The sequence below is a fragment of the Nocardioides sp. T5 genome (assembly GCF_048161455.1).
Taxonomy (GTDB): domain Bacteria; phylum Actinomycetota; class Actinomycetes; order Propionibacteriales; family Nocardioidaceae; genus Nocardioides.
The window spans coordinates 4,176,169-4,197,974 of sequence record NZ_CP182415.1; the positions used below are offsets into that span (position 1 = coordinate 4,176,169).

The window sequence follows — 21,806 nt, forward strand, 5'->3', positions numbered from 1 at the left end:
CGGTGCGTCGGGGCGTGCCGGTCCAGACCGGATGACCGCGTAGTTCACAGTTCCACGACTTCTGGTTTCGACGCCGCCCATCGGGGCAGAAGAGCGGGATGAGGCCGATCGCGATCAACCAGCGGGCGCTGCGGGGCGCCAAGGAGGAGCTCGACTCCGCCCGCGAGGACCTGCGGTCCGCGCTCGGCGACATCGAGCACCCAGCCGACGACTTCCCCTGGCGCGACCTGCTGGTCGAGGGGGTCCGCAGCCTGGTGGACGACGCCGAGCAGGTCGCGAAGAGGTGCCGCACCCTTGCCAGCGCCATCGACGACTCGATCATCGACTTCGAGGAGCTCGACTCCATGGTCGGCGCGGCCGCGACGGTCGCCGCGCAGCTCGACCGGGTGGCGCCATGACGCGGGTCGCCGTCGACCGGATCGAGACCCAGCAGGACAGGCTCCGGTTCGGCGACCCGATCGGCTGCCACTACCACTGGCTCGAGCCGGGCAAGGTCGACTCCTACGGCGACTCCGTGCGGCGGCTCGCTGCCAAGGTCGAGCTCGCCGTCGACGCCTTCGAGCGCACCGCGACGCTGTCGGAGGACGTGTTCGCCGGCGAGGCCGCCGACACGCTGCGCGACCGGGCCGGCCGCCGCCACGTGGAGTCGGCGACCGTCCGCGACGGTCTCCGCGGCCTCGGCCGGGCGATCAACGCCTACTCCGAGGTCCTGCGACGTCACCGCGAGGGCCTCGAGCAGCTGCGCGACCTGGCCGTGAGCCGGGGCCTCGAGGTCCGCGACAACCGCATCTGGCCGCCCGTCGAGACGCTGCCCGGTGACGCCACCGAGAAGCAGGCCGACGCGTGGGAGGCCGACTGGAAGGCCTACCAGGCGTGCTTCGAGACCAAGATCGAGCTGCGTGACGCCCGCCGGGCCGCGACCCGCGAGCTCGTCAAGGCGCTCGCCGAGCACGCCGGCGTCCACCCCGACCAGGACCGCGCCGGGCTCGTCCCGGCCCGTGCCCACCAGGTGAGCTTCGGCGAGCTCAGGCGCGAGGCCGCCGAGGAGGCGCTCGAGGCCGTGCAGGCAGGTGACGCCGCCGAGTCAGCCCGCGGCACCGTCGACGCGCTCAGGCGCCGCGAACAGACCGCGCTCGGCCGGCTCGAGGAGCTCGTGCTCGCCGAGGCCCCGCCCGAGGAGATCGCGGCCCAGGCCGGCAAGGTGCAGACGCTGCACCGCGAGCTCACCGACGCCAGGCTCGACCTGCGCGAGGCCGACGCCGTCGCCGGGCGCGAGCAGGCGCAGGCCGACCGCGCCGCCCGCGACCTGCAGGACGCCGAGGCGGGACGCCCCCGACTGGTCGTCGAGCGCGCCGACCTGCAGCCCGACCGTCCGACCGACCTTTGCGACCGCCTGGGCTGAGGCGGGGTCCGGCTCAGCCGACCGTCCGCACCTCGACCCGGCGCCGGACGACGCGCGCGCCGGACAGCGGTGAGCTGGACATCTTTCCGGCGCGCGAAACCTGCCTCACGCACCGCTCGGACGGATAGGTCACGGGCAGCGGTGAGCTGGACATCTTTCCGGCGCCCGAAACCTGCCTCACGCACCGCTCGGACGGGTAGGTCACGGGCAGCGGTGAGCTGGACATCTTTCCGGCGCCCGAAACCTGCCTCACGCACCGCTCGGACGGGTAGGTCACGGGCAGCGGTGAGCTGGACATCTTTCCGGCGCCCGAAACCTGCGTCACGCACCGCTCGGACGGTGAGTCTTCAGGTGACCGGCTCGACCTCGTAGCTCGTGACCGGGTTCTCCCGGCCGGCGCGACAGGTGAGGACCTGCCCGGGGCCGAGCACCCGCCGCACCCGTACCTCCAGTGGCTCGCCCGCCGCTTCGAGGGTGACGGTGGTGACGTCGCCGGCCGAGCGTGACGACACGACCAGCACCTCGTCGAGCCCGGTGAGGCCAGTCCGACGGCGTACGTCGATGTCCGCGGCCTGGGCCGGCATCGGCAGGTCGGAGCGGCCACGGAGGTGGTCGAGGAGCACCTCACCCCTGGCCGTCGCGGCGGCGACCTCGTGGGCGGAGTCCGGGTCGAGCCCGCCGTAGTAGAGCCCGCGCGGCAGCACCAGGAGGTTGCCGGCGAAGCGGTCGCCACCGACGTGGGAGGTCTCCCACACGGCGGCGGCCTGCGGCCCGTCCGCCAGGGCGAGGGCGACCGGACGCCCGAGCTCGGCGCAGCAGGCGTCGTGACGCCCGTGGGTGCAGACGGCGAGGACCGGGTCACCCTGCGGCTCGAGACCGACGGACCGGCCTGCGCCGAGGGCCGCCAGGTCGACGTCGCGCACGTCCTCGATCCGGTCGAGGTCGGCGCCCTCGGCCCACGAGGCCGGCCCGGCCGCCCGGGCGGCGACGACGCGGGTCGGCCCGGCGCCGGCGCGGCGGCCTGGGCTGCGGACGAGCAGCACCCGGACCCGGTGCCGGCGCGCCTGCTCCTGCAGGTGGGCACCGAGGCCGTCGGGCAGCCGGGCGTCGCGCAGCGCGTCCACCCCCCACGGCCCGGGGTGCTCCAGCAGCAGGAAGCTGCGCACGGTCGAGGCGGTGCCGGCCAGCTCGTCGCCACGAGCCCGGCTGGCCGCCGCGCAGCGGAAGGCGGTCACCGGACGACCTCGAGCAGGCCCTCCCGCACCAACCGTCGGCACAGGACCAGCGCGCTCTGCTCGTCCACCGGGAGGTCGCCCGGCGCGAGCTCGGCGTGCGCGGCGACGTGCTCCAGCGCCGGGCGGACCCGCGCGGGCACCCGCAGGACGCGGTCGCCGACCATCACCCGGACTGCGTCACCGTCGTCGACGAGCACGCACGGGTGCCCGCGGCGGCGCCGCAGTCGCGTGTGGGGGTCGAGCCCGCCGGCCAGGGCGTCGCGGTCGAGGAGGGTGCCCGCCAGCCGCGGCGGACGTCCGCTGACGAAGCCCTCGGCCTGGCTCGCGGCGAGCGCGGCGGGGTCGAGGCGTCGTACGGCGTCGGCGACCGCGGCGAGGTGGTCGGCGAGGCCGTCGGTGAGCCGGCTCGGGTCGTCGAGGTAGCCCGCGGGCACGTGATCGTCGGGCACGTCGGCGAGCAGGCGGCCGACCTCGCGCGTGACCAGGCTGCGCCACGTCAGCTGGTTGATGCCGATGGTGAGGTGCAGCGACACCGACTCCTGGGCGCGGGCGGCGTGGGGAGTGCCGGTCGGCAGGTAGGCCACGACGCCGGGCTCCAGCAGCAGGTCGCCCGGACCGCCCTCGCCGTGCACCTCCCACATCTTCGTGCCGTGGGTCTGCATCACGAACACGTCGTGGGAGTCGGAGTGGACCGCGAACCCCTGGGCGCCCGGCGGCGTGAGGTAGGCGTTGGCCTGGCAGGGGTGACCGAGCTCGAGCTCGAGCTCGGCGACGAGGTCACCGACGGGCGAGAAGTAGCGCTGCAGCCCCTGCAGCACGATCGTGGCCCCCTCGTCGTGCAGGCGCATCAACCGGACCGGGTCGACCAGCCCGGTGAGCGGCTTGCCGGCGAGGCTGCCGCCGCGGGTGAAGGAGGACTCGGGCAGCACGGAGCCGTTGCGGGCCACGCGGACCGCCGGGGCGCGGATCGCGGTCTCGGTGAGCAGGTGGTCGACGTCGGCCAGCGACAGCACCCCGGCGCCGTACGACGGGTCGGTGCGGTGGACGTGGACCGACGACGCCCAGACCTTGTCGAGGAAGGTCTGGGCGTCACCGGTGAGGCGGTCGAGAGCGCTCAGAGCGAAGACCCGTCGGTGCCGTCGGCGTCGGTGGAGTCACCGTCGGTCGCGTCGGTCGAGTCGCCGTCCGTCGCGTCGGCATCGGTGCCGTCGGCGTCGGCGTCGGTGGAGTCGCCATCGGTCGCATCGGTCGAGTCGCCGTCCGTCGCGTCGGCATCGGTGCCGTCGGCGTCCGTGGTGGGTCCGGCCGCGACCCCGGTCGGGTCGACGCCCTCGGTGGTCATCTCGTCGTCGCCGAGGGGGTTGTCAGGAGTCGTCGTCATGGATCCTCCTACTCGCGCCGCGACGGACGGTCCGCCCCGGATCTGCGTCGAGTCTGGTGCTCGCGAGCTCCACCGTCCCACACCCCTGGGGACGGGGTCAGCCCTCGACGGGTCGCGTCGCGCGGACCTCGAAACGGGTGGTCCCCTTGACCTTGTCGTCACCGCACGACTGCCGCCGTCCCGGGCCGGGGACCGCGACGACCTCGTCGGCGGGGTCCCCGCCCGCCAGGACGTGCAGCTCGTGGGCCTGCTGCTCCGCGGGCCGGCCCGCGCGGCCGCGGGTCCACGGCACCGGGACCTCCCCCCGCGTGAGCGCCGTGCAGGCCTCGACGGCGGTGTCGGGGTCGAGCCGGCCCAGGGTGATCCCGGTGGGCAGGGCCAGGAGGGTGCCGGAGAACCGGTGCCCGCCGAGGTGGGTGGTCTCCCAGGTCCCGTCAGGCCACGTCTGCGCGAGCCGCCCGGCGATCGGACGGCCGATCTCGGCGCAGCAGCGGTCGCGCTTGCCGTTGGTGCACACCAGCCAGAGCGGGTCGTCGTACGACGGCAGGGCGGCGAGGTCGAGGTCGAGGAGCTCCTCGGGTCGGTCGAGCACCGTGGCGCGGACGTCGTAGCCCGTCGCGGTGGCGCGGGCGTGGAACACGTGGGTGCCGGGGCCGCCGCTGCCGTCGGGTCGGCGAAGCAGGAGGACCTTCAGGTTCATCGATCCGAGGTGGTCGCGGACCGCCTCGGGCAGGCGGTTGTCGCTGATCGCGTCACGTCCCCACGGTCCGGGGCTCTCCACCAGCAGGAGCTCGGGATCGGTCGGGGCCGTGCCGCCCATCGGCTCGTCGTCGACGAGGCTGGCGATGGAGCACCGGAAGTCAGGCATGGCGAGAAGTGTGGCCGACGGGTCACAGCCCGACGGTCGGCAGGAGTGCCGGCGCTGTCAGAGCAGTCCTCGCCGGCGCGCGACCGCGGCCGCCTCGGTGCGTGAGGAGGCCTCCAGCTTGGCCAGGATGTTGGAGACGTGGACCGACACGGTCTTGGTGCTGATGAAGAGCTGCTTGCCGATCTCGCCGTTGGAGCGGCCCTCCGCGACCAGGGCGAGGATCTCCGCCTCGCGTGGGGTGAGCGTCGCCGGGTGGGCGGAGGTGGCGGGCATGGGCGCGGAGCCCTGGGCGGTGAGCTCGTCGAGCATCGGCCGCGCACCGAGCTCCCGCGCCGCCTCGCGCGCCTGGTCGGCGACGGTCCTGGCGCCTGCTGTGTCGCCGACCGCGCGCAGCACGCCAGCGAGCCGGACGCGGGTCTGGGCGACCTCCGGGACGCTGGCGTAGGCGACGGCGGCCTCCTCGGCGGCGCGCCAGGCCGAGACGAGCTCCTCGGCCGAGGGCGGGTCGACCTGCGCGAGCCAGCGCCAGCGGAGGTGCTCGGCGGTGCGACGGGCCACCCACATGCGGTACTCGGGGCCGTGGCTGCCGTCGTAGGGCGCGTAGAAGTCGATGACCCGGCCGCCGTCGGAGACCAGCCGCTCGACGTCGCGGGCCGCCGACCCGCGCTCGTCGGCCGACTGGTGCGCAGCCGCTGCGGCGAACGCGGCGAGCGTGAGGGTCGCGAGGCGCAGCCGCGCCTGGAACCACTCGTGCCACAGCGGCACGACCACCGCGACCAGGTCGTCGTAGACCGACAGCGCCAGGGCCGCGTCACCGGCGGCGGCCGCGCGCAAGATCTCCGCGCCGCCGGAGGAGATGGCGGTCAGGCCGTCGGTGCCCCAGTAGTCGCGGAGGCGCTCGAGGGCCGCCTGCTTGGGCTCGCCCCGGATGCCGATCGTGATGAACATCTGGTGGGCGAAGTAGAGCCACTCGAAGACCATGGGCGGGTTCTGCCCGCTGACGTCGAGGAGGTGCCACGCCTCGTCGAGCCGGCCCTGGTGGGTGAGCGCGACCGCCAGCAGCAACCGGGCCTCGGCGGGGTAGGGCGACCAGGTCAGCCCGCCGACCTCGCTGCGCGCGATCACCTCGCGGTAGACCGCCACGGCCGTGTCGAGGTCGCCCTCGTCGTGGTGGTGCCGACCGAGCAGGTAGAGCGCGCGGAGGCTCGGGCTCGATGAGCCCGGCCCGGCGGGCCCGCTCAGCCGCAGCCCGCCAGCCGGCGCTCGGGCTCGCGCCGCCGGCCGGGTCGAGCCCGGCGACGGTGGCGTGCAGGCTCGACGGCCAGGCTGGTGAGGTCGTTGCGCTCGGCCAGCTCGAGCGCCTGGAGCGCCACGCTCCGTGCCTCGTCGGCGTGCCACCCACCCAGGCTCTGGGCGTGCACCAGCAGCGCCCGGGCCAGCAGCTTGGGCGGGCCGCCGCGGAGCAGCTCGACGGCCTCCGCCGCGATCTCGCGCGGCGAGTCGGTGGTGTCGGTGAGCAGGAGGGCGGACGCGAGCGCCGTGAGCAGCTGGCCGCGGTCGACGGCCGCACCCTCGGCCGGCAGGGCGGCCAGGCGCGCCCGGAGCACCTTGACCGCCTTGGGCACCCGACCGGAGGCGACCAGCGCCTCCGCGCACCGACGGGCCAGGGCGAAGGCGTCGATGTCGGGCAGCGGCTCGCGGGTGGTGTCGACCAGCTCGAGCGCGTCGAGGAAGTGGGTGGCGGCCTCTGCTGGACCACCCACGGCCAGTGCCTCCTCGCCCGCCTCGATGGACGCGCGGACGGCGACCGGGCGGTCGTCGGCCCGTCGGGCGTGCTGCGCGAGCTCGGCCGCCGTACCGACGGCGCGTCCCTCTCCCAGCGCGGCGACGAAGGCGGCGTGCAGCCGCATCCGCTCCCCTGGCAGCAGGTCGTCGTAGACCGCCTCGCCCAGCAGCGCGTGGCGGAAGGCGTAGGTGCCACCGCGCGAGGCGACCAGGACGTGGGCGTCGACGGCCGTGCGCAGCGCGCCCTCGAGCTCGGCGGAGCCGAGGTCGGACACGGCGGCCAGCAGGCCGTGGCCGACCTGGCGGCCCGCGACCGAGACCAGCCGCACGACACGGCGGGTCGTCTCGTCGAGGCGGTCGAGGTGGACGAGCAGCACGTCGGCGAGCTCGCCGGGGACCTGGCCGGACCACGCGGCGCCGACGAGCTCCTCGATGAAGAACGGGTTGCCCTCGGCGCGGTCGACGATGGAGACGTACTCCGCCTCGGACAGCGTGGAGGGGTGGAGCGCGCGGACCAGGCGGCGTACGTCGTCGGCGGCGAGCGGCTCGACCTGGAGCCGGTCGACCCCGCGCAGGCGCATCCACTCCGCGACCTGGCGGCGCAGCGGGTGGCGGCGGTGGAGGTCGTCGGAGCGGTAGGACACCACGAGCGCGACGCCGGGGACCGGTCGGGAGAAGAGGAAGCTCAGCATGTCGCGGGTCGACTCGTCGGCCCAGTGGGCGTCCTCCACCACGACGAGGACCGGGGCCTGCTCGGCGACGGCGGCGAGGAGGTGGCCGAACGCGTCGTAGACGTTGCCGCGGTCGAGGGCCTGGTCGCCGGACGCGGTCTCGCTGCTGCGGATCCGACGGCCCGGCTGGAGACGGGCGAGGGTGGGGTGCACCTCGAGGACGCGGCCCGTGACGTCGGGGTGGTCGGCCATCAGGCGGCCGAGGATCTCGGAGAAGGGGAGGTAGGGCAGCGAGCTGTCGGCGAGGTCGAGGCAGTGGCCGGCGACCACCTGCCAGTCGGCCTCCAGCGCGGTGTCGCACAGGGCCATCAGCAGGCGGGTCTTGCCCACGCCCGCGTCACCGCCGACCAGCACCGCGCGGGCGGCAGCAGGCTCGGACGTGCGAATGCCGAGCTGGGCGGTGAGGTGCTCCAGCTCGGCATCGCGTCCGATGAGATCGGTGGTCCGCAGGGCCGGCACGGACGACATTGTGTCCTGTCGGTCCGACACTGTCGGGTCGATCGCGGTACGGGTCACTTCTGGGTGTCGTCGGTGCGGACCCGGGTCCAGCGGCGGTGCCCGTAGTCCTTCCGGATCCTGTCCTGTCGGTAGCTGACCTCGGCGCCCAGGAAGCTGTCGGTGGTGTACATGTCGGTCTCCTCTTCTCCTCGGCCCGGTGCGGGCCATGGGAAGAGCGTGCGACCGTGAGGTAGGCCCCGACATCGGGCGCGTGCCCTATCCCCGGGTGGCCGGCTACCTCAGACGCGGTGCCCGACGGCGTACGACAGGGGTCTGAGGTAGCGGGGCCGGCCGGGGTCCACTGGACTACCCCCAGGGGCCGACGACGGGGCGGCCGGCCTGCCAGACCCCGGCAACGAGCGGGACGCCCGGGCGGTAGGCGAGGTGGACGTAGGAGGGAGCCTCGAGCAGGACGAGGTCGGCCACCTTGCCGGGGGCGATCACGCCGACGTCGTCCCGCTCGAGGGCGGCTGCGCCCATGGCGGTCGCGGCGTGCAGGGCCTCGGTAGGACTCATCCGCATCTCGCGGACCGCCAGCGCGATGCACAGCGCCATCGAGGAGGTGAAGCACGAGCCCGGGTTGCAGTCGCTGGCGAGCGCGACCCGTACGCCGGCGTCGAGCAGGCCGCGCGCGTCGGGGTAGGGCTGGCGGGTGGAGAACTCCACCCCCGGCAGCAGCGTGGCGATCGTGCCGCTCGCCGCGAGCGCGGACACGTCGGCGTCGGAGAGGTAGGTGCAGTGGTCGACGGCGACGAGACCGAGCTCGCACGCCAGCTGCACACCCCCGCCGTACGTCAGCTGGTTGGCGTGGAGGCGGCCGCGCAGGCCGCTGTCGGACCCCGCCGCCAGGATGGTGCGTGCCTGGTCGACGTCGAAGGCGCCGTCCTCGCAGAACACGTCGATCCACCGGGCGTGCGGCGCCGCGGCCGCGAGCATGGGGCCGGTGACGAGGTCGACGTAGTCCTCGGGGGTGGTCTCCGCGGGGACGACGTGGGCGCCGAGGAAGGTGGTGTCCTCGGTGAACTGGCGGGCCACCGCGAGGCTGCGGGCCTCGTCGTGGACCGACAGTCCGTAACCGCTCTTGATCTCGATGGAGGTGGTGCCCTGGGCCCGCATCTCGGCGACGAGCCGGGCGACGTGCGACGTGAGCTGCTCATCGGTGGCGGCACGGGTCCTCGCGACCGTGGTGCGGATGCCACCGGCCGTGTAGGGCTGGCCGGTCATCCGCGCCTCGAACTCCGCGGATCGGTCGCCCGCGAAGACGAGGTGGCTGTGCGAGTCGACGAAACCGGGGACGACCGCGCGCCCGCCGGCGTCGACCTGCACGTCGGCGTCGGGCGCCTCCGCGGCCGGGCCGACCCAGGCGACGCGGCTCCCCTCGACCACGACGGCGGCGTCGTGGACGAGGCCGAGCAGGCCGCCCTGCTCGGCCCGCTCCGGGTCGTTGGTGGCGAGCTCGCCGATGCCGGTGATCACGGTCGAGAGCTGGTTGCTCATCGGCGTTCCTCCCCCCAGGTGCGGCCGATCGCCGATTCCAGCTCGAGCCCGATGTCGTAGCGCTGGCCCTCCTCGACGACCCAGTGGCCGTCGACCATCACCCGCTGCACGTCCTCGGCGGTCGCGGCGAAGACGACCGCGCCCTCGTCACGGCCGGCGCCGGCGGTGCGGGGGCTGGCCGGGTCGACGACCACGAGGTCGGCGCGCTGCCCGACGGCGATGGCACCCGCGTCGTCCCAGCCGAGCGACGCGTGCCCGTCGGTGGTGGCGGCGGTCAGGAGCTCGGCGGCGGTCCAGTGGCCGCGCTGCTGGGTGGCCAGCCGCTCGTCGAGCTCGACGGCGCGCATCTCCTCGAAGAGGTCGATCACCGCGTGGCTGTCGGACCCGAGGGTGAGCCGGGCGCCGGCGTCGTGCAGCCGCCTGCTGGGCCCGATGCCGTCGCCGAGGTCGCGCTCGGTGGTCGGGCAGAAGGACGCATGCGCGCGGGCCCCGCCGACCAGCGCGATGTCGTCGTCGCTCAGGTGGGTGGCGTGCACCAGCGACGACCTCGGCCCGAGGAGGCCGTGGTCGGCGAGCAGCCGCGTCGGCGTGACGCCGTACGCCTCGAGGCAGGCGGTGTTCTCGGCGACCTGCTCGGAGAGGTGGACGTGGAACGGGCGGTCGGCGAGGCGGTCGGCGACGGCTGCCAGGTCGTCGGCAGGGACGGCGCGCACGGAGTGGACCGCCATCCCGGTGACGGCGTGCGGCGCGGGCGCCAGCGCGTCCACGCGGTCGGCCCATGCCTCGACGCTGCCGTCGCTGTAGCGGACCTGCGCACCCTCGGGTGGCACCCCGAAGCCGGCGGAGAGGTAGACCGTGTCGAGCAGCGTGACCCGGATACCGGCCTGACGCGCCGCCTCGACCAGCACCTCGCCCATCTCGTTGGGGTCGGCGTAGGGCGTTCCGTCGGGGCGGTGGTGGAGGTAGTGGAACTCCCCGACGCACGTGATCCCGGCCGCCGCCATCTCGCGGTAGGTCGCCCGGGCGAGGGCGAGGTAGGTGTCCGGGTCGAGCCGCGCGGCGACGGCGTACATCTGCTCGCGCCACGTCCAGAAAGTGCCGCGCTCGCGCTGGGTGCGGCCGCGCAGCGCGCGGTGGAAGGCGTGGCTGTGGGTGTTGGCGAGGCCGGGGACGACCAGGCCGCGGACCGGGATGGCGCGCGGCGGGTCGGAGTCGGGCGTCACGGAGGTGAAGCGGCCGTCCTCGACCTCGACCAGCACGTCGTCGAGAAAGCGGTCCCCGACCCAGGCGTGCTCGAGGAGGTACGCCGTCACGCGGGGTCCCTGCGGCGTTGTTGGGAGGAGCGAAGCGGGGGACAAGAACGCCGTGGGGTGCTCATGCGGGCGCTCCGGACAGCTCGGCCAGCACGTCGGCGAGCGCGTCGACGCCGGCCAGGCAGTCGGCGGTCTCGGCATGCTCGTCGGGCGAGTGGGAGACGCCGGTGGGGTTGCGGACGAAGACCATGGCCGTGGGGATGCCGGCGTCGGACAGGATGCCGGCGTCGTGGCCCGCCTGGGTCGGGATGACCGGCCAGTCGCCGAGACCGGCGAGCCGCGCGGCCAGGGCGGGGTCGAAGACGACCGAGCCGGAGACCGACTCCGCGGTGACCTCGAGCGACGTCCCGTCGCGGTCCGCACGGTCGTGCGCCTGCCGCTCGACCGCGTCGACGAGGGCGGCGAGAGCGTCGCCGGACGAGGCCCGCGCGTCGAGCCAGGCGGTGACCAGCGAGGGCACGGCGTTGGTGCCGTTGGGCTCGACGGCGATGCGGCCGAAGGTGGCCCGCTGCCCGGCCAGGCGGGCCTGCTTGTTGGCGGCCAGCGCCGTCATCGCATAGGTGAGCATCGGGTCGTGGCGGTCCTCCATCCGCGTCGAGCCGGCGTGGTTGGCCTCACCGGCGAAGTCGAAGCGCCACCGTCCGTGCGGCCAGATCTCGCTGGCCAGGCCGACGGCGACGTCGCGGTCGACGAGGTCGCGCCCCTGCTCGACGTGCAGCTCGACGAAGGTGCCGACCCGGTCCAGCGACAGCAGCCCCGCCGACGGGTCGAGACCGGCCCCGGCGACGGCGTCGGCGAAGAACACCCCGTCGCGGTCGCGCAGCTCGCGCGCCTGCTCCCACGTCGTGGCGCCGGTGACCAGCCGCGACCCCAGGCACGCGCGCCCGAACCGCGACCCCTCCTCCTCCACGAAGACGCCGATGCCCAGAGGACGGTCGGGCTCGAAGCCCCGGGCCCGCAGGGTGTCGACGGCGGCGAGCGCGGACGCCACGCCCAGCGGTCCGTCGTACGCCCCGCCGTCCAGGACGGAGTCGAGGTGCGAGCCGGTGAGGACACCCCGCTCGCCCGTGGCGCCGGCGGGCTCCCACCAGGCGACCTGGTTGCCGACGCCGTCGGTCTCGACGACCAGCCCGCGCGCCGCGCACTCCTCCGCGAACCACGTCCGCAGCTCGGCCTCGGCGGTGGTCCAGGGCTGGCGGAAGTAGCCGCCCGAGGACGCCGAGCGCCCGACCGGCGCGAGGTCGCGCCACATCTGCTCGAAGTCGCTCGTCGGGGCCATGCCAGCAGTCCACCGGGATCGTCGGGCGGGGTCAACGAGCACGCGTGGCGAGTCGTCTCGGATCCGAGACCACCATGATGGGGCCCATGGAGTTCCGCGACGTCGTACGCCGTCGCCGGATGGTGCGCCGCTACGCCGACCGCCCGGTCGACCCGGCCGTCGTCGACCGGATGCTCGAGCACGCCCAGCGCGCGCCCAACGCAGGTTTCACGCAGGGCTGGGCGTTCCTGGTGCTCGACACCGAAGAGGACGTCGCGCTGTTCTGGGAGGCGACGGGCGCCGAGCCGGGCACCAGCAACGCCTGGCTCGACGGCATGCGCACCGCGCCGGTCGTGATCGTCCCGCTGACCAGCAAGAGCGCCTACCTCGACCGCTACGCCCAGCCCGACAAGGGCTGGACCGACCGCAGCGAGGACCGCTGGCCGGTGCCCTACTGGTGGGTCGACGCCGGCATGGCCGCCCTGCTCGTCCTGCAGACCGCGGTCGACGAGGGCCTCGGTGCGTGCTTCTTCGGCATCCCCGGGGAGCACCTGCCGACCTTCCGGGAGGCGTTCGGCATCCCGGAGGACCACGCACCGGTCGGCGCGATCACCGTCGGCCACCGCGAGACCGACGCCGGTGCGGCGGGGTCACCGGCCCGTCGCGAGCGGCGCGGGGACGTCGTCCACCGCGGGCGCTGGTGAGCGGAGCGGCTCGAGGGCAGACCGCACCTGTGCGAGCAGCGGGCGCGCGGCGGGGTCGCGGCTGAGGCACGCTCCCAGCACCTCGCGCACCTCTTCGGGCAGCAGGTCGAGACCCTGGGGCACGAGCGGCATCCGGCGGTGGAGCAGCGGCCAGCGGCGACGGCTCTCCCACGTGGCCTCGTCGCCGTACGGCGCGGTGCGGGCGAGCGCGTCGACGAGCGTCATCCCCAGCCCCCACACGTCGGTGGCGGGCGACAGTCCACGACCGATCGCCTGCTCGGGCGCGAGCCAGCCGCGCGTGCCTGCACCGGGTCTGCCGTCGCCGGGTCGCCCGGTGAGGCTGAGGTCGATGAGCACCGCCTTGCCATGGTCGACCACCACGTTGTCGGGCTTGAGGTCGAGGTGGAGCCAGTCATGGCGGTGGAGGTAGCCGAGGACCGACGCGAGCTGGCAGCCCAGCTCGGCGGCGTCCGCGAGGCCGAGCGGCTCGTGCTCGATGAGCGCGGACAGCGTCGCGCCGCGCAGCGTCTCGAGGACGGCGGTGGGCGGGTCGTCGAGGACGTCGTAGCCGCGCACGAGGTGGGGGTGGGCGAGCGTCGTGGCCAGGTGGCCCTCGAGCAGCACCGCCTGCCGCACCCGCGGGTCGTCGCGGCGGTCGGCCCGCAGCAGCTTGACCACGCACCGCGTGCCGCGCGCCTCGTCCCAGGCGTCCCACGTCTCGAGCCGGCGACCGTCGGCGAGCAGCGCGAGCGGGCGGTAGCCGGCCGGCAGGTCCCCCGTCGGCGTACGTCGCCGGGTCATGCGAGCACCTCCGCGAGGGACGGGGCGAGCGGCACCACGCGATCGACGTGCTCGAGCACGGCCGGGTCGTGGGTGAGCACGACCACCGTCCGCTCGCGCGGGCCGGTGGTCAGCGCGACCATCAGCCGCCGCGCGGCCTCGGCGTCGAGCCCGGTGGTCGGCTCGTCGAGCACCAGCACGCGGCCCGGCCGCAACAGGGCGCGGGCGACGGCGAGCCGCTGCCGCTGGCCGCCCGACAGGGTGCGACCGCGCTGGCCGATGCGCGTGCCGTAGCCGTGCGGCAGCGCCTCGACGAAGTCGTGCGCGCCGGCGTCGCGGGCCGCCGCGCGCACCTCGGCGCGCGTGGCGTCGGGCCGGCCGAGCACGAGGTTCTCGTGCACCGTCGCGTCGAGCATGAGCCTGCTCCTGGTGGACCACGGTGACGGCCTCGCGCACCGACGCCGCCGTGTGCGCGGCCACGTCGTGCCCGTCGATCGCCACGACGCCGGAGTCGGCGACGAGCCTGGCGCGCCAGCAGCCGGCCGAGGGTGGACTTGCCCGCGCCGCTGGGACCGACGAGCGCCACCACCTCGCCCGCAGCGACGTCGAGCGAGACGGCCTCGAGCGCCGGGCGCGGTGCACCGGGGTAGGTGTACGACACGTCGCGCACCGACAGCGTCCCCGGCCCGGGAGGCAGCGAGGTCGCACCGTCGCGGTCCCCGCCGGCGGGCTCGTCGAGCAGCTCCACGACCCGCTCGACGCCCGCACTGGCGGAGTAGAGGGCAGGCACGAGGTCGGCCAGCGTCCGCACCGGACCGAAGCACTGCATGAGGAGGGTGAGGAACGCGAGCAGCCCGCCCAGCGTGAGCCGCCCGTCGGCCAGCGACCAGACGCCGAGCCCGACGACGACCAGCACGCCGACCAGCTCGGCGAGGTCGACGAGCGGGAGGAACAGGGCACGGATGCGGCTGGCGGCCAGCTCGGCGCCCGCGATGGCGCGGTTGTGGTCGTCGTACGACTCCACGGCGCGGTCCTCGCGGCCGTAGGACTGCACGAGCGCAGCGTTGCCCAGCGCCTCCTCCGTGACGCTGCCGAGCGAGCCTCCGCGTCGACGGCGCTCGCGCGAGACGTCGCGGGTGAGCCGGGCGAAGCGGGTGGAGACCCACCAGAAGAGGGGCACCACGACGAGCGAGGCGAGTGCGAGCTGCCAGTCCATCCACACGAGCGCGACCGCGAGCACCAGGAGACGCACGAGGGCGCCGACGCCGTCGCTGACCTGCGACACCATGAACCGCTCGACCGCGGCGACGTCGGACGTCAGCCGCGTGAGGGTGTCGCCGAGCCGACGGCGGTCGTGGGTCGCGGCCGGCAGCGACAGCACGTGGGCGAACACGTCGCGGCGCAGGTCGACCAGGAAGCGCTGCGAGACGTACGTCGCCAGGTAGTCGTCGGCTCCCGAGACGATCCCGCTGGCGAGGTTGAGGCCGATGTAGAGCAGCGCGAGCACCAGGAGCGGCTCGAACGCGGCCGGCACGAGCACGTCGTCGACGAGCCGCTGGTAGAGGAACGCCTCGGCGACCGCGATCGCCGGCGCGACCGTGAGGAGGACCAGCCCCAGCAGCAGCCAGCCGCGCAGGGGGCGCAGCCGCGGCCAGAACCGGCGCGCGATGTCGACCGGACGGAGCGCGGCGGCGACGTCGACGAGGGCCTGCTGCTCGGGAGCGGCTCGCAACAGGCCGGCGACACGGCGGAGGGACATCGGAGCTCCTGCGACTCGGGCGAGGGGACGGGACGGCGGGACGGGTGGGCGGCCCGGCGGTGGGGCCACCCACCCGTCGTGGGGGCAGCGGGGTCGTTCAGCTCGAACGCGAGCGCGACCGGCTGCGGTTGCGACGGCGCCGACGGCGACGACGACGGCGTCCGTCGTCGCTGGAGGAGTCGGCGCGGCGGGCCTGGACGGCCGGCGTGAGGGCGGTGAGGATTCCGGAGCGGGCCATGGTGGCCTCCTTCGGTTGCGGTGTCCGGGTCTTCCCCGGCTGACGAGAAGGACTCTGGTCGTCCGTCATGACGTGACGATGAGTTGTCGGTGAGAGCGCCCTCATGCGCCCGAGCGGCGCTAGGTTCTGCGCATGACCGACCGCATGACCGACCGTGTGGTCACCGCCCTGCAGGCACTCGTCCGCATCCCGACCGTCTCCGACCGCGACCCGGCGCGGGTCGACACCGACGCCTTCGACCGGCTGCTGGCCGAGCTCGCGACGCAGTTCCCCCTGCTCCACGAGCGGTTGGACCTGACGCGGGTCGGCAGCCACGGGCTGCTCCTCCACTGGGCCGGCGCGAGCGCCGAGCGACCGGTCGTGCTGATGGCCCACCTCGACGTCGTACCCGTCGACGGCGACGCGCCGTGGCGCCACGACCCGTTCGGCGGCGAGGTCCACGACTCCCCCACCGGGCCGGCGATCTGGGGCCGTGGCACCCTGGACGACAAGGGCTGCGTCGCCGCGATCTGCGAGGCCGTCGAGGGCCTGCTCGAGGCCGGGCACGTGCCCGCGCAGGACGTCTGGCTGTCCTTCGGCTGCGACGAGGAGGTCAGCGGCACCGCAGCGGTCGAGGCCGTGGAGGTGCTGCGCGGACGCGGCGTCACCCCGTGGCTGGTGCTCGACGAGGGCGGCGCGATCGCGGCCGGCGCGTTCCCCGGCGTGAAGGCGCCGCTGGGCGTCATCGGCGTCACCGAGAAGGGCACCACCTCGCTCGAGCTGGTGGCCGAGGGGCGCGGCGGGCACGCCTCGACGCCCGCCCGCAACGGCCCCACCGCTCGCATCGCGCGGGCGATCCTGCGCGTCGAGAAGTCGCCCTTCCCCGCGTCCGCGCCCGCATCGACGCTGGAGCTGATGCGCCGCCTGGCGCCGCACGTGCCCCTGCCGCTGCGCCCCCTGCTCGGTCGTGCGGACCGGCTGGCGCCGGTGGTCACCCGGGCGCTGCTGGCCGCGGGCCCGGAGGCCGCGGCCATGACGCGTACGACGGTCGCGGCCACCACCCTCAGCGGGTCACCGGCCCTCAACGTGATCGCGTCGACCGCGAAGGCCGGGCTCAACATCCGGGTGATGGTCGGCGACACGGTCGCCGGGGTCGTCGAGCACATCAGGAAGGCGGTCGACGACGACTCGATCCGCATCGACGTGGTCGAGTCCGGCGAGCCGTCGCCGGTCTCGCCGATGGGTGACGCGTTCGAGCTGCTCGAGGACTGCATCGGCGACGTCTTCCCCGACGCGGTCGCGACGCCCTACGTGATGATGGCTGCGACCGACTCGCGGCACTTCACCGCGATCAGCGAGCACGTGTACCGCTTCGCCCCCTTCCGGATGACCAAGGCCCAGCGCGAGGCGATCCACTCCTACGACGAGCACATCGGTGTCGCCGCGCTCGTCGACGGCGCCCGCTGGTACACGCTGCTGATCGAGAGGCTCCCGCGATGAGCACCACCCAGACCTCGTCGGCCGGCACCGCCGTCAAGGGCCTCGCCACGATCGTCGGCTTCCTGGTGCTGGTGGAGTTCGCCAGCGGCATCCTGCAGGGCTACTACACGCCGATCTACCCGCAGATCGCCGAGCACCTGTCGATCAGCGAGGGCGACATCAACTGGTTCGAGGCCGCGCAGCTGATCGTGAGCGCCCTCTGCATCCCGCTCCTCGCGCGGCTCGGCGACCTGTCCGGGCACAAGCGCGTCCTGCTCGTCTCGACCGCCGTGACCGCGCTCGGCTCGTGGTGGCTGGCGTTCGCGCCGTCCTTCACGACCTTCCTGATCGGCTGGGCGATCCAGGGCGCGTACGTCGTGTGGCTGCCGCTGGAGATCGCGATCGTGCACCGCCGGACGCGCCGCTCGGGCCGCCAGGAGCTGCTCACCCGGCGCGGCGCCGCGATCCTCGTCGGCTCGCTCGAGCTGGCGGTGATCGTGGGTGCGGTCAGCAGCGGCCTGCTCGTCGACTCCCTCGACATGAACCTCCTGCTCGCGCTGCCCGCCGTCGTGGTGACGGCTGTCTTCTTCGTGATCCTCTTCGGCATCGAGCAGGCACCCGGCGACGCCACCGGTGGCATCGACTGGACCGGCCTGGCGCTGGTCACCGTCGCGCTGGGCGTGCTGATGGGCGGTCTGGTGTGGCTGCGCCTCGACGGCGCGGGCTCCCTGCTCGGCTGGTCGACGATCGTGCTGTCGGTCGCGGTGTTCGCCGCCTTCTGGCGCTTCGAGCTGCAGCATCCCGACCCCATCGTCGACGTCCGCCTGCTCTCCAGCCCGGCGCAGTGGCCGGTCCAGGTCACCGCCTTCCTGTTCGGCATCCCGGTCCTGGGCGGACAGATCCCGCTGTCGACCTACGCCCAGGCCGACCCTGCGGAGCGCGGCTACGGGCTCGGTGCCGAGCCGGCGTTCATCTCCACCCTGATCGGGCTCTACGTCGTGACGCTGGCGATCGGCGCGTTCACGCTGCCGTTGACGACGCGGCTGTTCGGCGGCGTACGACGCGCGCTGGTCGTCGCGTGCTGCCTCGTCGGGCTGGGCTACCTGCTGTGGCTGCCCTTCAACTCCGAGACGTGGCACGCCCTGGTCAACATGGGCATAGCCGGGCTCGGGTCGGGTGCGCTCGTCGCCGCGCTGCCCGCCGCCGCGGCGGCCGCGGCACCGCCCGAGCGCACCGGCATCGCGACCGGCATGACCAACGGCACCAAGACCGTCGGGGGTGCGATCGCGTCGGCCGTCTTCGCGATCGCGCTGACCGCGACCGGTTCGCTCGACGCGACGTCGGAGCAGGTCGCGCCGTTCAGCGGCTACCTCACCGTCTGGGCCGTCTGCGCGGGCGCGTCCTTCCTCGCAGCGCTCGCGCTGCTCGCCGCGCCGGCCCACGCCTTCAGCGACGTACGCAACGAGACCGTTCCGCACTGACCCCCGGCGCGTCAGCTCGTGAGCGCCCCTTCGAGCCGGTCCAGCCCGGGTCCGGTCAGGTCGTCGAGCGCCTCACCCCGACCCGAGACGGCCATCAGCAGCGACACCAGCGGACCGCTGACCTCGGCTCCCTCCCCGTGGGACCAGTCGGCGTCGGTCGCCACGAGCCGGAGACCGGCCGCGCGTTGCTTGCCGCCGCCCAGCCCGACCGGCGTCCTGAGCTGGTGGGCCAGGGCGCGCTCGACGGTCTCCGTCGGGTAGTCGCGGCTCACGCCGAGCGGGCGTCGTACGTCCTCCCCGTGCACGACCTCCTCGACGAGCCGGCTGTCGAGCGGCGCGGGAGGGGTCGTACGCCGCCCCGCCACCGCCCGCAACCGGTCGAGCGTCTCGGCCGGGGTCGCCCCCTTCTCGCGCGCGACGCCGGTGTCGTTCTGCCGGTCGAAGTCGAAGCGCGCCCGCACCATCGCGACCACGATGCCGAGCCTCGTGGTGCGCGCGTTGTCGACGAGGTGGGCGGCGACGTCGTGCACCGTCCAGCCGCCACACAGCGACGGCACCTCCCACTGCTCGGGTGTCAGCCCCTCCAGGTCGTCGACGAGCGCCCCGCGCTCCCGGTGCACCAGCTCCCACACGTCACTCATGCGGTCACCCTGACAGGACGCACGGACAGCCGGTCGCCGCGCGTGTCCTGGGTCAGCGCGTCGGGAACTCCCCGCGGGCAGCGGCGGCCTCGATGCTGTCCTCGGACGGCATGAGGAACCACAGCAGCGGGTAGATCAGGATCTGGCTTCCCGGGAGCGCGATCATCGACACGATGAAGAGCAGCCGGGTGATCCACGGCGTGAGACCGATGCGGCGGCCGACGCCGGCGCAGACACCGGCGATGATCGCCCGGTCGGTCGAGCGGACGAGGCCCTGCCGGGCGAGGGACGTACGGATCTTCTCCATGTCCCCAGCATGCGCCTGTTCCGGGCGTCAGGCCATCGGGATCGACCCTTGCCCGACCCCGAGCCACCGACCCCGAGTCACCCGCGCGTGCGTCCGGACTCCTCGCTCACGTCGCGCAACCGGGCCGCGAGGTCTGCGGTGAGCGTCCCCGGTTCGAGCTGCCAGGACCACGTGGCCGCGGTGCCGGGCGTGTTCATCCGCGCCTCGGAGCCGAGGGAGAGCACGTCCTGCGCCTGCACCATGGCGAGCCGGCAGGGGGCTGCATGGGCGAGCCGGATCATCGCCCACGCGGGGTCGGGGTCCGTGGTGCCGGCCGCACGCCAGGCACGCTGCGCCTCGTTGCGCCGCCGCCGCGGCAGCGTGTCCCACCAGCCGACGACGGTGTCGTTGTCGTGGGTGCCGGTGTAGACGACCTGGTCGCGGTGGAGGTGGTCCGGCTCGTGGGAGCGGTCCTCGCCGTCGGGGTCGAAGGCGAACTGCAGCACCGCCGTGCCGGGGAAGCCCAGCGCGTCGCGCAGCTCCTCGACCGGGGCGTCGATGACGCCGAGGTCCTCGGCGACGGCCGGCAACGGCCCCAGCTCGGCGGCCGCCGCGTCGAAGACCGCGCGCCCGGGCCCGGGCTCCCAGGTGCCGTGCTCGGCCGTCGCGTGGTCGGCCGGGACCGCCCAGTAGGCCGCGAAGCCCCGGAAGTGGTCCAGGCGCACCATGTCGTAGAGGGCGAGGCTGCGGCGCAGCCGCTCCACCCACCACCGGTAGCCGTCGGCGGTCATCGCGTCCCAGTCGTAGAGCGGGTTGCCCCACAGCTGGCCGGTGTCGCTGAAGGCATCGGGCGGGACGCCGGCGACGGCGTCGTCGCGGAAGAGCTGCGGCCAGGTCACCACGTCCGCGCTGCCCGCGGCGACGTAGATCGGGACGTCGCCCATCACCCGGACGCCGTGGTCGGCGGCGAAGGACCGCAGCGCGGACCACTCCCGCTCGAAGCGCACCTGGTCGGCGAGCACCCCTCCGTGCGCCGCCCACGACCCGGCCCAGTAGGCGTGCTCGGTAGCGAACTCCGCCACCTGGTCGTCGTCGACGGGCGCGCCGGGATCCTCGAGCAGCCCCGGCCAGGCGGCGAAGGCCGACGGGGAGGCGTACGGCGATCCGTGCGGGTCGGGGACGGCGAGGGGCAGGACCTGCCACACCGACTGGCCGGCGGCCGCGAGCCACCGGACGAAGTCGCGGGCCGGCTCGCCGAGCCGACCCCCCGGGAGCGACGTGACGTGGAGCTGGACGCCGGCGGCCCGGTCGGGGATGCCTGAGGTGTCCACGCACCCAGCCTGACACGGGACCCCCGGATGGACTTCCACCCGAGCGCGTGGAAGTTCAGCACCCATCGCGCGCTTCCACGCTCAGCCCCCGATGAACTTCCACCCGACCGCGTGGAAGTTCAGGCGGCGAGCCGTCCCGGGAAGTGGGGTCGCCAGTCCTCGCTCGGGCGCGCGGGCAGGCCCTCGAGTCCCCGTCGCTCGAGCAGCCGGAAGATCCGGCGGACCGTGCGTGCCGGATCGACGTAGATGCCGGACGCGACGACCACCAGGATCCGCCACTCCTCGTCGTCGATCTCCTCGCGCCGGTCGATGTCGGACTCCCACTGCTCGACGCGTTCGACGTGGTGCCGCCCGTCGTACTCCACGATCACCCGGACCTCGGGCCAGCACAGGTCGAAGCGGCGGACCTCCTGGCCGTCGACCGTGCGTACGGAGACGTTGACCTCGGGCTCAGGCATGCCGGCCAGGACGATCAGCATCCGCAGCCGGGTCTCCATCGGGGAGTCCACCCGGGGGCGGACGTAGCGCGCCGCCCGGCGCGCCAACCGGGCGTGTGGTCCGGTCGCCGTCGTGGCCGCGCGCCGGAGGTCCTTCGGACGGACGCGGTGGCGACGCACCATCCAGTCCCCCGCGACCACCAGCTCCACCAGCGAGAGCTCCTCGGCCAGCTCCACGAAGAGGTCGACGAGCGTGGAGACCCGCACACCTTCTTTCATCGCGACCGGCGCACCGGTCCGGTGGTACGTGGTCACGCCGGCGCGACGCAGCCGGTGGGCCTGGTCGACGACGGTGACGTGCTCACCAGGACGGGTCTGCACCGGGACACGCCAGACCCTCGCCGCCGAGGCGTGACTCGCGTAGGCACTGTCGAAGTGGCACGCGAGCGCGGCCTTCACCCTGAGCACCGCAGAGTCGGGCACGTCGGCGGACACGATGACCCCGTGCAGCAGCCGCCTGAAGGCGTCCGAGTCGACGGTGGCGCGCGGGATGCCGGCCTGCAGCGCACGGAACCGCGGGAACGGCTGACGGGGGTCGAAGGGGCGACGGCGGTGCATCGGCTCAGCGTGCCCGGAACGGGACGCGGGCGTCGTACGTCATCCACAGGCGCCCGACACCGCCGCGCCCACCCGCCCTCCCGATGAATTTCCACCCGAGCGCGT

At 74.3% G+C, this 21,806-nt stretch carries 21 protein-coding genes and 1 pseudogene; 5 read left to right on the forward strand and 17 right to left on the reverse strand.

Going from position 1 to position 21,806, the window contains the following annotated elements:
- Positions 1-98: 98 nt before the first annotated feature.
- On the forward strand, positions 99-398 hold the full coding sequence (locus tag ACNKF0_RS20440; protein WP_416954625.1) for a hypothetical protein: 300 nt from the start codon (positions 99-101) through the stop codon (positions 396-398).
- The gene (locus ACNKF0_RS20445; RefSeq protein WP_416954626.1) at positions 395-1,402 is read left to right on the forward strand and encodes a hypothetical protein; all 1,008 of its coding nucleotides are present in this window, start codon (positions 395-397) and stop codon (positions 1,400-1,402) included. The genes ACNKF0_RS20440 and ACNKF0_RS20445 overlap by 4 nt, the downstream gene beginning before the upstream one ends.
- Before the next feature lie 347 nt (positions 1,403-1,749).
- Here ACNKF0_RS20445 and ACNKF0_RS20450 read toward each other — a convergent pair whose 3' ends face one another.
- From ACNKF0_RS20450 to ACNKF0_RS20490, 9 genes are all read right to left on the reverse strand, one after another.
- Positions 1,750-2,637, reverse strand: a complete 888-nt coding sequence (locus ACNKF0_RS20450; RefSeq protein ID WP_416954627.1) for a sucrase ferredoxin — start codon at positions 2,635-2,637, stop codon at positions 1,750-1,752.
- Positions 2,634-3,650 (reverse strand): JmjC domain-containing protein, encoded by a 1,017-nt coding sequence (locus tag ACNKF0_RS20455; protein WP_416954628.1) that lies wholly within the window; start codon positions 3,648-3,650, stop codon positions 2,634-2,636. Before ACNKF0_RS20455 ends, ACNKF0_RS20450 begins: the two co-directional genes overlap by 4 nt.
- Positions 3,651-3,751: 101 nt before the next feature.
- Entirely contained in the window at positions 3,752-4,018 is a 267-nt protein-coding gene (locus ACNKF0_RS20460; RefSeq protein WP_416954629.1) for a hypothetical protein, read from the reverse strand.
- 97 nt (positions 4,019-4,115) lie between these two features.
- Positions 4,116-4,886 (reverse strand): sucrase ferredoxin, encoded by a 771-nt coding sequence (locus ACNKF0_RS20465; RefSeq protein WP_416954630.1) that lies wholly within the window; start codon positions 4,884-4,886, stop codon positions 4,116-4,118.
- Positions 4,887-4,943: 57 nt separating this feature from the next.
- On the reverse strand, positions 4,944-6,029 hold the full coding sequence (locus ACNKF0_RS20470; RefSeq protein WP_416954631.1) for a helix-turn-helix domain-containing protein: 1,086 nt from the start codon (positions 6,027-6,029) through the stop codon (positions 4,944-4,946).
- Between the two features lie 95 nt (positions 6,030-6,124).
- On the reverse strand, positions 6,125-7,861 hold the full coding sequence (locus ACNKF0_RS20475) for an ATP-binding protein (RefSeq protein WP_416954632.1): 1,737 nt from the start codon (positions 7,859-7,861) through the stop codon (positions 6,125-6,127).
- A 345-nt stretch (positions 7,862-8,206) separates the two neighbouring features.
- Entirely contained in the window at positions 8,207-9,397 is a 1,191-nt protein-coding gene (gene hutI, locus ACNKF0_RS20480; RefSeq protein WP_416954633.1) for an imidazolonepropionase, read from the reverse strand.
- Positions 9,394-10,710 carry a formimidoylglutamate deiminase gene (locus ACNKF0_RS20485; RefSeq protein ID WP_416954634.1) on the reverse strand — a complete coding sequence of 439 codons (1,317 nt, stop codon included), beginning with the start codon at positions 10,708-10,710 and terminating at the stop codon, positions 9,394-9,396. Before ACNKF0_RS20485 ends, hutI begins: the two co-directional genes overlap by 4 nt.
- Positions 10,711-10,771: 61 nt before the next feature.
- On the reverse strand, positions 10,772-11,989 hold the full coding sequence (locus ACNKF0_RS20490) for an allantoate amidohydrolase (protein WP_416954635.1): 1,218 nt from the start codon (positions 11,987-11,989) through the stop codon (positions 10,772-10,774).
- 86 nt (positions 11,990-12,075) lie between these two features.
- Between ACNKF0_RS20490 and ACNKF0_RS20495 the strand changes: the two genes are divergently transcribed.
- A complete protein-coding gene (locus ACNKF0_RS20495) occupies positions 12,076-12,672 on the forward strand; it encodes a nitroreductase family protein (RefSeq protein ID WP_416954636.1) in 597 nt (198 codons plus the stop codon).
- On the opposite strand, the gene ACNKF0_RS20500 is transcribed toward ACNKF0_RS20495, so the two are convergent.
- The 4 genes and pseudogenes from ACNKF0_RS20500 to ACNKF0_RS20515 all read right to left on the reverse strand — a co-directional run bounded on the left by ACNKF0_RS20500 (position 12,619) and on the right by ACNKF0_RS20515 (position 15,449).
- Complete coding sequence (locus ACNKF0_RS20500; RefSeq protein ID WP_416954637.1) at positions 12,619-13,473, reverse strand: serine/threonine-protein kinase; 855 nt, start codon at positions 13,471-13,473, stop codon at positions 12,619-12,621. The genes ACNKF0_RS20495 and ACNKF0_RS20500 overlap by 54 nt on opposite strands.
- Positions 13,470-13,868: an ATP-binding cassette domain-containing protein gene (locus ACNKF0_RS20505; protein WP_416954638.1), complete on the reverse strand. Its 399-nt coding sequence runs from the start codon at positions 13,866-13,868 to the stop codon at positions 13,470-13,472. The genes ACNKF0_RS20500 and ACNKF0_RS20505 overlap by 4 nt, the downstream gene beginning before the upstream one ends.
- 152 nt (positions 13,869-14,020) lie before the next feature.
- Positions 14,021-15,211 (reverse strand): annotated as a pseudogene (locus ACNKF0_RS20510) (ABC transporter transmembrane domain-containing protein); the annotation flags it as partial.
- A 97-nt stretch (positions 15,212-15,308) separates the two neighbouring features.
- Positions 15,309-15,449 carry a hypothetical protein gene (locus tag ACNKF0_RS20515; protein ID WP_299931351.1) on the reverse strand — a complete coding sequence of 47 codons (141 nt, stop codon included), beginning with the start codon at positions 15,447-15,449 and terminating at the stop codon, positions 15,309-15,311.
- Positions 15,450-15,581: 132 nt separating this feature from the next.
- Here ACNKF0_RS20515 and ACNKF0_RS20520 point away from each other — a divergent pair, with 132 nt between their 5' ends.
- Complete coding sequence (locus ACNKF0_RS20520) at positions 15,582-16,928, forward strand: M20/M25/M40 family metallo-hydrolase (protein WP_416954639.1); 1,347 nt, start codon at positions 15,582-15,584, stop codon at positions 16,926-16,928.
- Complete coding sequence (locus ACNKF0_RS20525; RefSeq protein WP_416954640.1) at positions 16,925-18,388, forward strand: MFS transporter; 1,464 nt, start codon at positions 16,925-16,927, stop codon at positions 18,386-18,388. The genes ACNKF0_RS20520 and ACNKF0_RS20525 overlap by 4 nt, the downstream gene beginning before the upstream one ends.
- Before the next feature lie 11 nt (positions 18,389-18,399).
- Here ACNKF0_RS20525 and ACNKF0_RS20530 read toward each other — a convergent pair whose 3' ends face one another.
- From ACNKF0_RS20530 to ACNKF0_RS20545, 4 genes are all read right to left on the reverse strand, one after another.
- Positions 18,400-19,029 carry a maleylpyruvate isomerase family mycothiol-dependent enzyme gene (locus tag ACNKF0_RS20530; protein ID WP_416954641.1) on the reverse strand — a complete coding sequence of 210 codons (630 nt, stop codon included), beginning with the start codon at positions 19,027-19,029 and terminating at the stop codon, positions 18,400-18,402.
- Positions 19,030-19,081: 52 nt separating this feature from the next.
- Positions 19,082-19,336, reverse strand: a complete 255-nt coding sequence (locus ACNKF0_RS20535) for a PspC domain-containing protein (protein WP_416954642.1) — start codon at positions 19,334-19,336, stop codon at positions 19,082-19,084.
- Positions 19,337-19,413: 77 nt separating this feature from the next.
- Complete coding sequence (locus tag ACNKF0_RS20540; RefSeq protein ID WP_416954643.1) at positions 19,414-20,646, reverse strand: 4-alpha-glucanotransferase; 1,233 nt, start codon at positions 20,644-20,646, stop codon at positions 19,414-19,416.
- 119 nt (positions 20,647-20,765) lie between these two features.
- Positions 20,766-21,701 (reverse strand): hypothetical protein, encoded by a 936-nt coding sequence (locus ACNKF0_RS20545; protein ID WP_416954644.1) that lies wholly within the window; start codon positions 21,699-21,701, stop codon positions 20,766-20,768.
- Positions 21,702-21,806: the final 105 nt, after the last annotated feature.

Coding starts and splice junctions, on each gene's coding strand:
- ACNKF0_RS20500 (WP_416954637.1), bottom strand. CDS start 13,473: ATGACCCGGCGACGTACGCCGACGGGGGACCTGCCGGCCGGCTACCGC.
- ACNKF0_RS20490 (WP_416954635.1), bottom strand. CDS start 11,989: ATGGCCCCGACGAGCGACTTCGAGCAGATGTGGCGCGACCTCGCGCCG.
- ACNKF0_RS20525 (WP_416954640.1), top strand. CDS start 16,925: ATGAGCACCACCCAGACCTCGTCGGCCGGCACCGCCGTCAAGGGCCTC.
- ACNKF0_RS20515 (WP_299931351.1), bottom strand. CDS start 15,449: ATGGCCCGCTCCGGAATCCTCACCGCCCTCACGCCGGCCGTCCAGGCC.
- ACNKF0_RS20465 (WP_416954630.1), bottom strand. CDS start 4,886: ATGCCTGACTTCCGGTGCTCCATCGCCAGCCTCGTCGACGACGAGCCG.
- ACNKF0_RS20535 (WP_416954642.1), bottom strand. CDS start 19,336: ATGGAGAAGATCCGTACGTCCCTCGCCCGGCAGGGCCTCGTCCGCTCG.
- ACNKF0_RS20495 (WP_416954636.1), top strand. CDS start 12,076: ATGGAGTTCCGCGACGTCGTACGCCGTCGCCGGATGGTGCGCCGCTAC.
- ACNKF0_RS20445 (WP_416954626.1), top strand. CDS start 395: ATGACGCGGGTCGCCGTCGACCGGATCGAGACCCAGCAGGACAGGCTC.
- ACNKF0_RS20505 (WP_416954638.1), bottom strand. CDS start 13,868: ATGCTCGACGCGACGGTGCACGAGAACCTCGTGCTCGGCCGGCCCGAC.
- ACNKF0_RS20460 (WP_416954629.1), bottom strand. CDS start 4,018: ATGACGACGACTCCTGACAACCCCCTCGGCGACGACGAGATGACCACC.
- ACNKF0_RS20440 (WP_416954625.1), top strand. CDS start 99: ATGAGGCCGATCGCGATCAACCAGCGGGCGCTGCGGGGCGCCAAGGAG.
- hutI (WP_416954633.1), bottom strand. CDS start 9,397: ATGAGCAACCAGCTCTCGACCGTGATCACCGGCATCGGCGAGCTCGCC.
- ACNKF0_RS20530 (WP_416954641.1), bottom strand. CDS start 19,029: ATGAGTGACGTGTGGGAGCTGGTGCACCGGGAGCGCGGGGCGCTCGTC.
- ACNKF0_RS20520 (WP_416954639.1), top strand. CDS start 15,582: ATGACCGACCGCATGACCGACCGTGTGGTCACCGCCCTGCAGGCACTC.
- ACNKF0_RS20545 (WP_416954644.1), bottom strand. CDS start 21,701: ATGCACCGCCGTCGCCCCTTCGACCCCCGTCAGCCGTTCCCGCGGTTC.